General features: G+C 52.8%; 14 protein-coding genes. 13 read left to right on the top strand and 1 reads right to left on the bottom strand.

Translation table 11 applies throughout. The features are described from left to right. The first annotated feature begins 1 nt into the window (after position 1). From OCV63_RS14120 to ybaK, 9 genes are all read left to right on the top strand, one after another. Positions 2-1,054 carry a 4Fe-4S dicluster domain-containing protein gene (locus OCV63_RS14120; protein ID WP_158364896.1) on the top strand — a complete coding sequence of 351 codons (1,053 nt, stop codon included), beginning with the start codon at positions 2-4 and terminating at the stop codon, positions 1,052-1,054. Beyond that, a complete protein-coding gene (locus OCV63_RS14115; RefSeq protein WP_158364894.1) occupies positions 1,047-1,910 on the top strand; it encodes an FAD/NAD(P)-binding protein in 864 nt (287 codons plus the stop codon). The genes OCV63_RS14120 and OCV63_RS14115 overlap by 8 nt, the downstream gene beginning before the upstream one ends. Positions 1,911-1,931: 21 nt before the next feature. Further along, on the top strand, positions 1,932-2,606 hold the full coding sequence (locus OCV63_RS14110; RefSeq protein WP_158364891.1) for a 4Fe-4S dicluster domain-containing protein: 675 nt from the start codon (positions 1,932-1,934) through the stop codon (positions 2,604-2,606). A 14-nt stretch (positions 2,607-2,620) separates the two neighbouring features. Further along, complete coding sequence (locus OCV63_RS14105) at positions 2,621-4,225, top strand: FAD-dependent oxidoreductase (protein ID WP_158364889.1); 1,605 nt, start codon at positions 2,621-2,623, stop codon at positions 4,223-4,225. Between the two features lie 40 nt (positions 4,226-4,265). Further along, a complete protein-coding gene (locus OCV63_RS14100; protein ID WP_158364887.1) occupies positions 4,266-5,429 on the top strand; it encodes an aspartate-alanine antiporter-like transporter in 1,164 nt (387 codons plus the stop codon). An 89-nt stretch (positions 5,430-5,518) separates the two neighbouring features. Then, on the top strand, positions 5,519-6,361 hold the full coding sequence (locus tag OCV63_RS14095; protein ID WP_158364885.1) for a fumarate hydratase: 843 nt from the start codon (positions 5,519-5,521) through the stop codon (positions 6,359-6,361). A 1-nt stretch (position 6,362) separates the two neighbouring features. Further along, the gene (locus tag OCV63_RS14090) at positions 6,363-6,923 is read left to right on the top strand and encodes a Fe-S-containing hydro-lyase (protein ID WP_158364883.1); all 561 of its coding nucleotides are present in this window, start codon (positions 6,363-6,365) and stop codon (positions 6,921-6,923) included. A gap of 23 nt (positions 6,924-6,946) precedes the next feature. Next, positions 6,947-7,639 (top strand): YoaK family protein, encoded by a 693-nt coding sequence (locus OCV63_RS14085; RefSeq protein ID WP_262670885.1) that lies wholly within the window; start codon positions 6,947-6,949, stop codon positions 7,637-7,639. Positions 7,640-7,674: 35 nt separating this feature from the next. Continuing rightward, positions 7,675-8,163: a Cys-tRNA(Pro) deacylase gene (gene ybaK, locus OCV63_RS14080; protein ID WP_158364881.1), complete on the top strand. Its 489-nt coding sequence runs from the start codon at positions 7,675-7,677 to the stop codon at positions 8,161-8,163. A gap of 58 nt (positions 8,164-8,221) precedes the next feature. On the opposite strand, the gene OCV63_RS14075 is transcribed toward ybaK, so the two are convergent. Continuing rightward, positions 8,222-8,422 carry a hypothetical protein gene (locus OCV63_RS14075; RefSeq protein ID WP_158364879.1) on the bottom strand — a complete coding sequence of 67 codons (201 nt, stop codon included), beginning with the start codon at positions 8,420-8,422 and terminating at the stop codon, positions 8,222-8,224. A 350-nt stretch (positions 8,423-8,772) separates the two neighbouring features. Between OCV63_RS14075 and OCV63_RS14070 the strand changes: the two genes are divergently transcribed. The 4 genes from OCV63_RS14070 to thrS all read left to right on the top strand — a co-directional run bounded on the left by OCV63_RS14070 (position 8,773) and on the right by thrS (position 13,480). Beyond that, entirely contained in the window at positions 8,773-9,117 is a 345-nt protein-coding gene (locus OCV63_RS14070; protein WP_158364877.1) for a phosphodiester glycosidase family protein, read from the top strand. Positions 9,118-9,218: 101 nt separating this feature from the next. Beyond that, positions 9,219-10,943 (top strand): CotH kinase family protein, encoded by a 1,725-nt coding sequence (locus tag OCV63_RS14065; protein WP_158364876.1) that lies wholly within the window; start codon positions 9,219-9,221, stop codon positions 10,941-10,943. A gap of 97 nt (positions 10,944-11,040) precedes the next feature. Further along, a complete protein-coding gene (locus OCV63_RS14060; RefSeq protein WP_158364874.1) occupies positions 11,041-11,547 on the top strand; it encodes an SEC-C metal-binding domain-containing protein in 507 nt (168 codons plus the stop codon). 19 nt (positions 11,548-11,566) lie between these two features. Next, entirely contained in the window at positions 11,567-13,480 is a 1,914-nt protein-coding gene (gene thrS / locus OCV63_RS14055; RefSeq protein ID WP_158364872.1) for a threonine--tRNA ligase, read from the top strand. The last annotated feature ends 46 nt before the right edge of the window (positions 13,481-13,526 follow it).

The following is a 13,526-nucleotide window of genomic DNA, read 5'->3' as shown; positions in this document are numbered from 1 at the left end:
CATGTATCAGATAGCGAAGAATAAGCTGAACGAGCTTTACGGAGCCATCAGTGCAAAGGAAGACTTATTTCTCCCGGTACAGAAAGCCGGACAGACCAATTACGGACTGTGGACCGAAGAGGCCGTGGTGGATATCGATACGCTGAAGACTGTGAAGTCCGGTAAGGACTGCTTCTTCCCCCAGAGCGAGGTGCTCTACAAGAGCCGTTATGAGGGCGGAAAGGTCAGCATCGACCCGGCAGAGCTTCAGAATCAGCCCTTTGTGGTATTCGGTATGCGCGCCTGCGATGTGAGGGCTGTAAAGGTTCTGGACCAGGTATTCCTGACGGATCCGGTGGACACCTATTACGCGGCCAGAAGAGAGCATGGCACTATCGTATCCCTGGCCTGCAAAGAACCGGATGAAACCTGCTTCTGCAAAAACTTTGATGTGGATGCCGCAGAGCCGGGAGCAGATGTGGAAACCTGGTTTGTAGGAGATGTATTATACTGGAAATCATTAACAGAAAAAGGAGAAGCACTTACGGCACAGGTAAAGGAAGCCCTGGCAGATTCCTTTACGGAAGCGGCGGCAGAGGGCGAGAAAAAGGTAGAGGAGCAGCAGGCGGCGATTCGCGCCATCATCGAGAAGCTTCCTCTGTCCCACCTGGATTTGTCCCGGTTCAAACCGGAAAATACCATGGAGCTTTTTGATTCCCCGCTGTGGGAGGATCTGTATAAGCCCTGTCTGGCCTGCGGAACCTGCACCTTCGTGTGTCCCACCTGCCAGTGCTACGACATCCGTGATTTTGACGGAGGTAAGGCCGGAATTCAGCATTACCGGTGCTGGGATTCCTGCATGTATTCCGATTTTACCATGATGGCCCACGGCAATATGCGTACCAGTCAGCTTCAGCGCTTCCGTCAGAGATTTATGCATAAGCTGGTTTATTATCCGGCCAACAATGACGGCATGTATTCCTGCGTAGGCTGCGGCCGCTGCGTCAGCAAGTGCCCGTCATCCTTAAATATTGTGAAAGTGATCAAGAAACTGGGAGGTGAGGGAAATGAGTGAATGTACCTGCGGCGGACATGCAAATGATATCAGAGTAGACGCACTGATTCCTATGATTGGCGTGGTGACGGATATCCGCACGGAAACTCCGGACGTTAAAACCTTCCGGGTAGTGGGAAGAGACGGTAAGAAGCTTTTTGAGCATATGCCGGGTCAGTGTGCCATGGTATCGGTTCCCGGTGTGGGCGAGGCGATGTTCTCTATCACATCTTCCCCCACCAACAAAGAATATCAGGAGTTCAGCATTAAGCGCTGCGGCTCCCTGACAGATTACCTGCATGGAATGAATGTGGGAGACGAGATTACCGTGCGCGGTCCCTACGGAAATGCTTTTCCGGTGGAGACAGCGCTGAAGAAGCAGAATCTTCTGTTTATCGCCGGAGGAATCGGTCTTGCGCCCCTTCGCTCTGTCATCAACTACGTGCTGGATAACCGGGACAATTACGGTACGGTAGATATTCTCTACGGTTCCCGTTCCGCGGACGATCTGGTGCAGCTTAAGGAGATTCAGGAAGTCTGGATGAAGACGCCGGGCGTCAATGTATATCTGACCATCGACCGGGAGCAGGAGGGCTGGGACGGCCATGTGGGCTTCGTTCCTTCCTATCTGAAAGAAATCGGCTTCGACACCAATAAGACCGTACTGGTCTGCGGACCGCCCATCATGATCAAATTCGTACTGGCGGGCCTGATGGAGCTGGGCTTCAACAAGACACAGGTGTACACCACCCTGGAGCTTCGTATGAAATGCGGTATCGGCAAATGCGGCCGCTGCAACATCGGCGCCAAATACGTCTGCAAAGACGGCCCCGTATTCCGCTGCGACGAGATTGACGAACTTCCACCTGAGTACTAAGAAAGGAACGGTATAAAAAACATGCAGGAAATGGTAAACGTATATTTCTATGGAAAAAAGTATTCCGTACCCGCTGAGCTTACCATCATGACGGCTATGGAATACGCAGGCTATAAGCTGGTGCGCGGCTGCGGCTGCCGCCACGGCTTCTGTGGTGCCTGCGCAACCATTTACAGAATCAAGGGCAACAATGAGCTGAAGACCTGCCTGGCCTGTCAGACACAGGTACAGGAGGGCATGTATATCGCGACACTGCCCTTCTTCCCGGCAGATAAGCGGAACTACGATATGGACAAAATCAGTGTAAAGCAGCGTGTGATGATGGATCTCTATCCGGAAATCTACAGCTGTATCGGCTGTAACGCCTGCACCAAGGGCTGTCCCCAGTCTCTGAACGTCATGCAGTACATCGCATATGCTCAGAGAGGTGATTTTGAGAAATGCGCCGAGGAATCCTTCGACTGCATCGGCTGCGGTATCTGTACCTCTCGCTGCCCGGCAGGCATTTCTCACCCCATGGTAGGCGTGCTGGCCAGAAGACTGACCGGAAAGTACATTGCGCCCAAGGCAGAGCACCTGGAGCAGCGTGTGGAGGATATCCATCATGGAGCCTTTGACGAGCTGATTGAGCAGATTATGCAGAAGCCCATCGAGGAAATGAAGGAACTGTACAACAACCGAGAGATTGAGAAATAGGAGGGGAGCGGACTATGTATACAGCGGAAATGCTGGAATCTATTAAAAAAGTAGAGGCCACAAGAGCACAGCGTATCGGCGTGGAGCCCAGAAGAATGACAGCAGAGGAAAAGGACGCGCTTCTTAAGGAATTTCATCCGGATTACCGGGAGGATGGCTTCCAGGAGATCAAGGTCGGCCCCAATAAGGGAGAAAAGGCTCCCTATGAGCTTGGCACCCTGCTCCATTCCAACAGCCGGATTTTAAATGTACCGATTGATCTGAATAACGTGGATTACGATGTGGACGTTCTGATCATCGGCGGTGGCGGAGCCGGTTCTTCCGCGGCGATCGAGGCACATGAGGCAGGCGCTAATGTGATGATGGTGACAAAGCTTCGGATCGGCGATGCCAACACTATGATGGCAGAGGGTGGAATCCAGGCTGCGGATAAGGAAAACGATTCTCCCCAGCAGCATTATCTGGACGCCTTCGGCGGCGGACATTTTGCGGCTAGACCGGAACTGCTGCGTCGTCTGGTTATGGAAGCGCCGGACGCTATCCAGTGGCTCAACGATCTGGGTGTTATGTTTGATAAGGACAAGGACGGCCGGATGATTACCACACACGGCGGCGGAACCTCCAGAAAGAGAATGCATGCCTGCAAGGATTATTCCGGAGCGGAGATTATGCGTGTTCTCCGCGACGAGGTATGGAACCGTCAGATTCCGGTGGTAGATTTCACCGCAGCCGTAGAGCTGATTAAGGATGATAAGGGACAGGTGGCAGGCGCTGTCCTCCAGAATATGGAAACCGGAGAGTACAAGGTGGCGAGAGCCAAGACCGTTATCATTGCCACCGGCGGAGCAGGAAGACTGCATTATCAGCACTTCCCCACCTCCAACCATTACGGAGCAACCGCCGACGGACTGGTGATGGGCTATCGTGCGGGAGCGCCGCTTTTGTACCAGGATACGATTCAGTATCATCCCACCGGAGCGGCTTACCCGGCGCAGATCTTCGGCGCGCTGGTTACAGAGAAGGTTCGTTCCGTAGGCGCAATGCTGATCAATGTGGACGGCGAGGCCTTTATGCATCCGCTGGAGACCCGCGACGTGTCCGCAGCCTCCATTATCCGGGAGTGTACGGCCAGAGGCAAGGGCGTTCCCACGCCGACCGGCTACGGTATCTGGCTGGATACCCCGATGATTGAGATGATTCACGGCGAGGGTACCATCGAAAAGAGAATTCCGGCTATGCTTCGTATGTTCCTGAACTACGGTATCGATATGAGAAAGCAGCCGATTCTGATTTATCCGACCCTTCATTATCAGAACGGCGGTCTGGAGATTGGCGGCGAGGGCTTTACTAAGGTAATCCCGAATCTGCTGGTAGCAGGCGAGGCGGTAGGCGGTATCCACGGAAGAAACCGTCTGATGGGCAATTCCCTTCTGGATATCATTGTATTTGGCCGCAACGCAGGTAAGGCTGCAGCCCGCAAGTGCAAAGAGGTAGAGCTGGGAACGATGAATCTGGATCATCTCAAGAGCTATGCACAGGAACTGGAAAAGGCAGGACTGCATACAAACGAGGTTTCTCCGATGCTGCTGCCCAACTATACCTTCGGTATGCCGAAGTAAGAGAAGCAGACGGAATATGACAGCAATTGGGGGTTGTGCTATGGGGATTATTACATGGTTTCAGGAGTCCGTACTATCGAATACACTGATGATGGTGTTTCTGATTGCCGTTATCGGTTATCTGGTAGGAAGTATTAAAATCTGCGGCCTTGAGCTGGGGACCGCCGGCATTTTGCTGGTGGCCCTGGTCTTCGGCCACTTTGGGGTAGAGATTCCCTCCCTGGTGCGGGAGCTGGGATTGATTTGTTTTGTAACCTCGGTAGGCTTTATTGCCGGACCGAAATTTTTCCGGAATTTTAAAAATAACGCCACGTCCTATATTTTACTGGGAGCTCTGGTTATCGGCGCGGGAGCGCTGACCTGTGTGGCTGTGATTAAGATATTTGGAATTCCGGTGGATATCAGCGTAGGCATGATGACCGGAGCGCTTACCAGTACGCCGGGACTGGCGGCAGCCCTGGAGGCGACCGGATCTGACGCGGCCTCTGTAGGCTATGGCATTGCGTATCCCTTCGGCGTTGTGGGCGTGGTGCTTTTCGTCCAGCTGGTTCCCAAGCTTCTGCATACGGATATGGCGGCAGAGCGGGCAAAGTTCGAGGCTGCCGCAGGCGTGGATGTGGCGGAGTTTCATAAGACCAAGAAGGAAGATTTATTCTATGCGGACAGTATGGGATTCTTCCCGTTTTCCCTGGCGATTGCCTTGGGCATTATTCTGGCGAAGATTGAAATCCCCCTTCCGGGCGGCGCGGTCTTTTCCCTGGGTACTTCAGGCGGTCCGCTGATTGCGGGACTGATTCTCGGTCATTTCGGTCATTTCGGAAAATTGAGTGTACAGGTGGAGAAGCATGTTCTGGAATGCTTAAGAGAGTTCGGTCTTGCCCTGTTCCTTTTGGGAGCGGGAACCCAGGCGGGTGCGGGCTTCATCGAGATCCTGAAGGAGCACGGGGCGCTATTGTTCCTGTATGGCGCGCTGATGACACTGGTGCCCATGCTGCTGGGCTACGTCTTTGCGGTAAAGGTCCTGCATCTGTCCCTGTTTAACTGTCTGGGCTCTATCTGCGGCGGCATGACCAGTACGCCGGCTCTGGGAACCCTGATTCGTGTGACCGAGACCGACGATGTGGCCAGCGCTTACGCGGCTACCTATCCCATTGCCCTGGTGGCGGTGGTTCTGGCCAGCCAGTTTATCAGCCTGCTGTTATAAGAATAGGATAAGGCTATCAATACATAAAACCTATCAATTTGTGTTATATATCAGGATGTGTTATAGTACCTATATGGAGGTGAAGTATCATGCGTGAAATTAAGGCTTCAGAAATTACAGATGTAGTAGAACGTCTGTGTATCAAGGCCAACGAAGAACTGCCGGAGGATATCAAGGGAGCTATCCGCCGTTGCAGAGCATGTGAAGATTGGGAGACAGCCCAGGGGGTATTGGACAAAATTATCGAGAACTTTGAAATTGCCGGAGAAGAGCACGTACCCATCTGCCAGGATACAGGTATGGCCTGTGTATTCCTGGAGATCGGTCAGGACGTACATATCGTAGACGGCGATCTTAGGGAGGCGGTAGACGAGGGCGTCCGCCGCGGTTATGACAAGGGATATCTCCGGAAATCCGTTGTAAAGGATCCGGTGCGCCGCGGCAATACCGGCGACAATACGCCGGCTATGCTGTATACGGAGATCGTTCCGGGCGAGCAGATCAAAGTAACCGTAGGCCCCAAGGGCTTCGGAAGCGAAAATATGAGCGCTATCCGGATGTTTAAGCCCTCTGCGGGAATTGAGGGAATCAAGAGCTTTATTCTGGAGACTGTGGAGGCAGCAGGATCGAATCCCTGTCCGCCCATGGTAGTAGGCGTAGGTATCGGAGGAACCTTCGATAAATGTGCGCTGCTGGCAAAGAAAGCCCTGATGCGCAATACCGAGGAGCCCAATCCGGATCCCTATTACGCAGATCTGGAAAAAGAGATGCTGGAGAAAATCAATGAGCTTGGTATCGGACCCCAGGGCTTTGGCGGAAAGACCACCGCTCTGGCTCTGAATATTGAGACTATGCCGACCCATATTGCAGGCATGCCCTGTGCAGTCAATATCAACTGTCATGTAACACGCCACAAGACGGAGGTGATTTAATATGGAAAGACATATTCAGCTGCCTTTGACGGAGGAACTTGCAAAAACCTTACACGCAGGCGACAGCGTGTATCTGACCGGAACCATCTATACCTCAAGAGACGCGGGCCATAAGCGGATGTGCGAGGCTCTCGCAAGAGGAGAAAAGCTTCCCTTTGATCCCACAGACGCTACGATTTATTATGTGGGACCGACTCCGGCGAAGCCGGGTCAGGTCATCGGAAGCGCCGGACCGACTACCAGCGGACGTATGGACGCTTACGCGCCGACCATGATGAGCGTGGGCGCGAGAGGTATGATTGGAAAGGGTGCCAGACTTCCGGAAGTGGTGGAAGCCATGAAGAAGTATCACGGTGTTTACTTTGGGGCGATCGGAGGAGCGGGGGCTCTTCTGGCGAAGTGTATCAAAAAATGTGAGCTGATCGCATACGAGGATCTGGGCGCGGAAGCACTCCGGAAGCTCTATGTGGAAGACATGCCGCTCGTAGTCATTATTGACAGCGAGGGAAAAAATCTGTATGATGAGGGAAAAGCAGCCTATCTGGCTAGTAAAAAGAACTAGAACGAAAGGACGGTTTTTCTACGATGTCTCTGATTCATGAAACAGAACAGGAAAAACAAATGTCCGAAGCCTTCGTGAACAGCGCCTTTCTGGCGCTGTCCGGAGGCTTTCAGGACGCTTATACCTATTTTACAAGAGAGGAAGTATTTTCCAATGCCCAGACCGGAAATGTGGTGCTGATGAGCCAGCATTTCATGTGCGGCCAATGGATGGAGGGACTGCGGTATCTGTTCCCGATCCTGGCCTTCGCGGTAGGCGTCTGGGTGGCCGAGCAGATTCAGGGCCGGTTCCGCTACGCAAAGCGGCTTCACTGGCGGCAGGGAATCCTGCTTCTGGAAATCATCATTTTATTTGTGGTGGGCTTCATGCCCACAAGTCTTGACATGGCTGCGACGGCTCTGGTATCCTTTGCCTGCGCCATGCAGGTACAGACCTTCCGAAAGGTCAACGGCTATTCCTACGCCAGTACCATGTGTATCGGCAATCTCCGCAGCGGTATTGCGGCGCTCTCCGGCTATGTGCGGGAGCACAAATCCTCCCAGGCAGAACAGATGCTTTATTATTTCGGTATCATTTTTCTGTTTGCCCTGGGTGCGGGACTTGGCGGCGTTATGTCCATGCATGCGGCTATCGGAATCCGGGCTATCTGGGTATCCTGTGCGCTGCTGCTCATCAGCTTCGGCCTGATGTTTATTGATAAGCCGAAGGTATCGTAACGGACAAAAATGCGGCGTAAGAAGGAGATGGAAAAATGGCAAAGAAAGAAAAGGAAATCAAGACCAATGCCATGCGGCTTCTGGAGCAGAAGAAGATTTCCTATATGGTACATACTTACGATGGAGAAGAGTTCCATGACGGTGTCAGCGTAGCGGATATGCTGGGGCAGCCCCATGAGATTGTATACAAGACACTGGTGACGGTAGCGAAGAGCAAGGAGCACTATGTATTCGTAATTCCCATCGAGGCAGAGCTGGATTTGAAGAAGGCGGCCAAGGCTGTCCATGAGAAATCCATCGAAATGCTGCCTTTAAAGGATCTGACTGATCTGACCGGATATGTCCGGGGCGGCTGCACCTGTATCGGTATGAAGAAGCAATTTCCGGTGGTTCTGGACGAAAGCGCGAAACAATTTCCGGCCATCATGGTCAGCGGCGGACGACGGGGCTCCCAGATGGAGGTAAACCCGGAGGATCTAATGCGCGCGGCGAACGGAACATTTGCTGATATTATTATGGAATAAACGTCGAACGAGGCTGTTGCGTGATGCGGCAGCCTCGTGTCTGGTGTAATAGAAAATATTATTTTTTCAGATAACGCGCCAGCATAATGCAGGCGTAGAGAAATACAGGGATAAAAATCGTACATACAATCGAGGCTTTCAGCCAGTTTTTCCCGGCTGTAGGATCCACGAAGGCGAACACCAGAGTCAGCAGATACATACCGACCAGGAGTAATACGCCTGACAGAGCCAGGATTCGTTTTAATTTTCCGTCTTTCATGCGCAGCGTCCTTTCTGCCGCCCCTGGGCAGCGTCTACCTATGTTTGTACCATAAAAATAAAAAAATAGCAAATGCTTTGTATAAAAGCGGAAAACCCGGCCCATACTAAGACCAGACAAAAGAGAAACGAATTACTTATATCCTCCCCTTTAGCGACGCCACCGGCTGTGAACCCACAGCCGGCGGCGTTTTGCTTCGGGAAGCATTTGCAAGAAGCATGCGATTTATTTAGAAAGAGTTTATAATCTCGTTAGGAAAATTTTGGAAATTATTTTAGCGTTACAGCAGAGGAGAGAAAAGAGAACATGAAAAAGAAGAAAAAGAACAGAAAGAAGCTAAGGTAGACAATATGAACGTCAGCATCAGTGGCTTTGAACCGCGGACAGCCATCGGCTATGTGGAGCCCAACCACTATATCATTCTGGCAGTGGACGGACGGCGGACCCAGTACAGCCGCGGTATGAATTTCGACAAGCTGTCCAAGGCCTTTGCGGAACTGGGATGCCAGAGCGCGTACAACCTGGACGGCGGAAGCTCCGTGACCCTGTACGACAACGGTGAGATTGTCAATCAGCCCTGCTGGTGGTTTGCCGATGAGCGGGAAATCAGCGACATTGTTTATATCGAGAAACCGCAGGATGACACGCAGACTGAGGTGCAGGACGAGACCCAGAGCGATGCGCAGACAGAGTAGTTGATAAATTTTTAGACAGATCTTCGGATCTGTCTATTTTTTTCCCTTTTTTTCTATTTTAGAATAAATGCTGTGTCTTTGGAGAAAGGTGGATTATAAGAATGAAAAAGAAAACCCGTAGGATACGGCTGGCCGGGTGCCTGACCGTGCTTGCACTGGTGGCTGCGGTGGGCTTTGCGAAAGCCTGTGAGCCCTATAGAAATCAGGAAATCGGTTTTTCGGAGGAGGAGCGGTTCTGGGACAGCGATCTGACGCTGGAGCTGTCCACCTTTCTGAAGTCGGAGATCTATTACACCCTGGACGGGAGCAGGCCATCCCGGGAGACTGCCCGATATGAGAGGCCGATCCGTCTGGAAGCAGGAGAGGAGTGCCGCGGAATTCCGGTGCGGGCCATCGCTTACTATGAGGACGGAACCCAGTCCGACGTCTACACCCGGACTTATTTTCTGGGCAGAAATGTAAAACACAGATTTTCGACCCTGGTGGTGGCTATCACCGGGGATCCGGAAGAGCTGTTTGGCTATGAAAAAGGAATCCTGGTGACGGGAAAGCTCCGGGACGACTATGTGCTGGAACACCCGGATGAGTGGATCAGTAACCGGGATCCAGCCAACTACAATGTGCGGGGTGACGCGGGCGAGCGGGTCGTCCAGGTGGAAATGTGGGAGCCGGACGGGACGCAGATTCTGGATGAGGAGCTGGGAATCCGGGTCAATGGAGGCCTATCACGGGGGCTGGATGTGAAATCCCTGCGTCTGATAGCCAGAGAGCAGTACGGCGGAAAGCGGATCCGGACAGAGCTTTTTCCGGAAAATCAGGGAGAGGAGACTGGTACAGCCGGGCAGGAGCCGACATTTTCCAAGCGGGTGGTGCTCCGCAACCACGGAAATGACCAGGAATACGGATATCTGCGCAACGAGCTCGGGGCGCAGCTGGCGGCGGATGCAGGCTTTCCCTGCAGTGCCAGATACCGGGCGGCCTCGGTCTGGATCAACGGGGAATACTACGGTTTTGAGTGGTTGGAGGATTATTTTGACAGGACTTATCTGAACAATCTGTATCAGTCCAGGCCGGACGAGGGCAGCTGGAGGATGGCGGAGCCTTTCCGGGAGGATGATCAGGAGCTGACCGAAGAGGAGCAGCAGGCCAAACAGGATCTGCAGGAGGTCATGTCCTATTACCACTATGATTTGACGGACGACCGGCTGTATGAAGAGCTGGCTGCTCGGTTAGATATCGATAACTTTCTGCACTACTGCGCGGTGGAAATGTTTGTAGCCAATGTGGACTGGCCGGATAACAACTGCAAGGCCTACCGATGGTATTCGGATATCGGTGATTACAGCGGCGCAGGGACCGATGGAAAATGGCGGTTTTTGCTCTATGATCTGGATCTGAGCATGGGCCGGATCCCGGAGACCCATTACAGCACCCATCCACTGGCGTTGGCCCTGGGCGGGGAGAGCGTGGGCTGGCGGCAGGAATTCCCACTGCTGAAAGAACTGCTGAAGCGGGAAGACGTGCGGGCTCAGTTTGCCGCCATCCTGGAGAAATATGCAGAGGGCGCGTTTTCCACGGCGCATGTGGAGACAGTGCTGGAGCAGATCGAGGCGGAGATGGACGGGGAGCTGTCCTGGCAGATCCGGGCGGTCTCAGAGAAAGAGGCCGTAAAAGAGGGAGAGACCTTTGGACAGGAATATCAGGAGAAGGTGGAGCAGCATCAGCAGGAGATCCGCGTCATCCGGGAGTTCTGGGAGCAGCGCCCTGCCGTCATACTGGAGGAAATCAGAAAACTGCCGGAATATATGGAGCAACTGGAGGATTAACCCTTGATTTTTGCGCCCCTGCCTGTTATATTTAATTGGATAGAGGCATGTTCCACAAAGAACATGAGTTTTTAGAGCAAAGGATGGAGATTAAATTATGGCATTACTGAAACAGTGGCGCGATATGGCCTACGATGAGAAAGCAAATAAGGGTGACATCCAGAGATTCTGGGCGAACTATTTCAATATTGAGAAGGGCATCTACGAGCAGCTTTTGACCGATCCGGATACCGAGGTAAAGGGTACCGTTAAGGAGCTGGCAGAGAAGTACGGACAGAGCGTGATGACCATGACAGGCTTCCTGGATGGCATCAACGACAGCCTGGTAGAGCCGAACCCTATCGAGGAGATGGAGGAGGACACCGTTGTATCCCTGAAGTTTGACAAAGAGAAGCTGTACAAAAACATGGTAGACGCCAAGGCAGACTGGCTCTACGAGCTGCCCCAGTGGAAAGAAATTTTCTCTGAGGAGAAGCTGCATGAGCTGTATCTGGAGCAGAAGAAATCAAACACTATCGTAAAGGGACCGAAGATCGGCCGTAACGACCCCTGCCCCTGCGGAAGCGGAAAGAAATACAAGAAGTGCTGCGGAAAGAATGCATAAGGCGCAGGAGGAGAAGATTATGAAAATTACACTGAAAGACGGCTCCGTAAAGGAGTATGAAGAAAGCAAATCCGTATATGAGATTGCACAGGACTTAAGTGAAGGCCTGGCACGTATGACTGTGGCAGGCGAGGTAGATGGCGAGGTCGTAGACCTGAGAACCGTGATCGATAAGGACTGTAACCTGAACATCCTGACCCTGAAGGACGAAAAGGCACTGCCGGTTCTCCGTCATACCGCAAGTCACGTGATGGCGCAGGCTGTAAAGCGTCTGTACCCGACTGTAAAGCTGGCTATCGGACCTTCCGTAGCAGATGGCTTTTACTACGATATGGACTTTGAGACTCCGCTGACCTCCGACGACTTCGAGAAGATCGAGGCAGAGATGAAGAAGATCATCAAGGAGAACCTGGAGATCGTTCGCTTTACCAAGCCCCGCGAGGAGGCTATCGCGTTCATGAAGGAGAAGGGCGAGCCCTACAAGGTAGAGCTTATTGAGGATCTTCCGGAGGATGCGGAGATCAGCTTCTACCAGCAGGGCGAGTTTGTAGACCTTTGCGCAGGCCCGCATTTAAAGAGCACCAAGGACGTGGGAAAAGCCTTCAAGATCATGAGCCTGGCAGGCGCTTACTGGAGAGGCGACGAGCACAATAAGATGCTGACCCGTATCTATGCTACCGCTTTCCCGAAGAAAGAGGAGCTGGAAGCTTACATCACCATGATGGAAGAGGCTAAAAAGCGTGACCACAGAAAGCTTGGCAAGGAGCTGGGCCTCTTTATGATGCACGAAGCAGGACCGGGCTTCCCGTTCTTCCTGCCGAAGGGAATGACACTTAAGAATACCCTGATCGACTACTGGAGAGAGATCCACAAGAAGGCCGGATACGTAGAGGTATCTACCCCGATTATCCTGAACCGCAGCCTCTGGGAGACCTCCGGTCACTGGGATCACTATAAGAATAATATGTACACCACCGTCATCGACGGTGAGGATTACGCAATCAAACCGATGAACTGCCCTGGCGGCGTTCTGGTATATGCTGCAGAGCCCCGTTCCTACCGTGACCTGCCCCTGCGTGTGGGCGAGCTGGGTCTGGTACACCGTCATGAGAAGTCCGGCCAGCTGCACGGTCTCATGCGTGTGCGCTGCTTCACCCAGGACGATGCCCATATCTTCATGACACCGGAGCAGATCAAGGATGAGATCAAGGGCGTCGTAGCTCTGATCAACGATACTTATTCCATGTTTGGATTCAAATATCACGTGGAGCTGTCCACACGTCCCGAGGATTCCATGGGAAGCGACGAGGACTGGGAGATGGCTACGGCGGGTCTTCGCGACGCTCTGGACGAGCTGGGTATGCCCTATGTGGTAAATGAGGGTGACGGCGCGTTCTACGGCCCGAAGATCGATTTCCACCTGGTAGACTGCATTGGCCGTACCTGGCAGTGCGGAACCATTCAGCTGGACTTCCAGCTGCCCCAGCGTTTCGAGCTGGAGTATGTGGGCGCAGACGGCGAGAAGCACCGTCCGATCATGATTCACCGCGTGGTATTCGGTTCCATCGAGCGTTTCATCGGTATCCTGATTGAGCATTTTGCAGGCGCGTTCCCCACCTGGCTGGCTCCGGTACAGGTACGTGTATTACCGATTTCTGACAAGTACATGGATTATGCAGAGAAGGTTCGCAAAGAGCTGGAAGAGGCCGGTATCCGCACCGAGCTTGACAAGCGTGCTGAGAAAATCGGCTACAAGATCCGCGAGGCTCAGACCGCGAAGATTCCGTACATGCTGGTCGTAGGTCAGAAAGAGGAAGAGGAAGGCGCTGTCTCCGTCAGAAGCCGCGAGGCGGGCGATCAGGGAGCGAAGGCTCTGGGTACTTTCATTGCTGACGTGAAGAAAGAGATTGAGACCAAAGGCAGAGAAGCATAAAATTATTTGAACGCAGATTCCCCCGCCCGGAGGCGTAAGCCTTCCG

The organism is Laedolimicola ammoniilytica (assembly GCF_025567165.1).
In the GTDB taxonomy this organism is placed as follows: domain Bacteria; phylum Bacillota; class Clostridia; order Lachnospirales; family Lachnospiraceae; genus Laedolimicola; species Laedolimicola ammoniilytica.
Note: the sequence above shows the minus strand (reverse complement) of the source record. Positions and strands in the feature narration are given on the sequence as shown.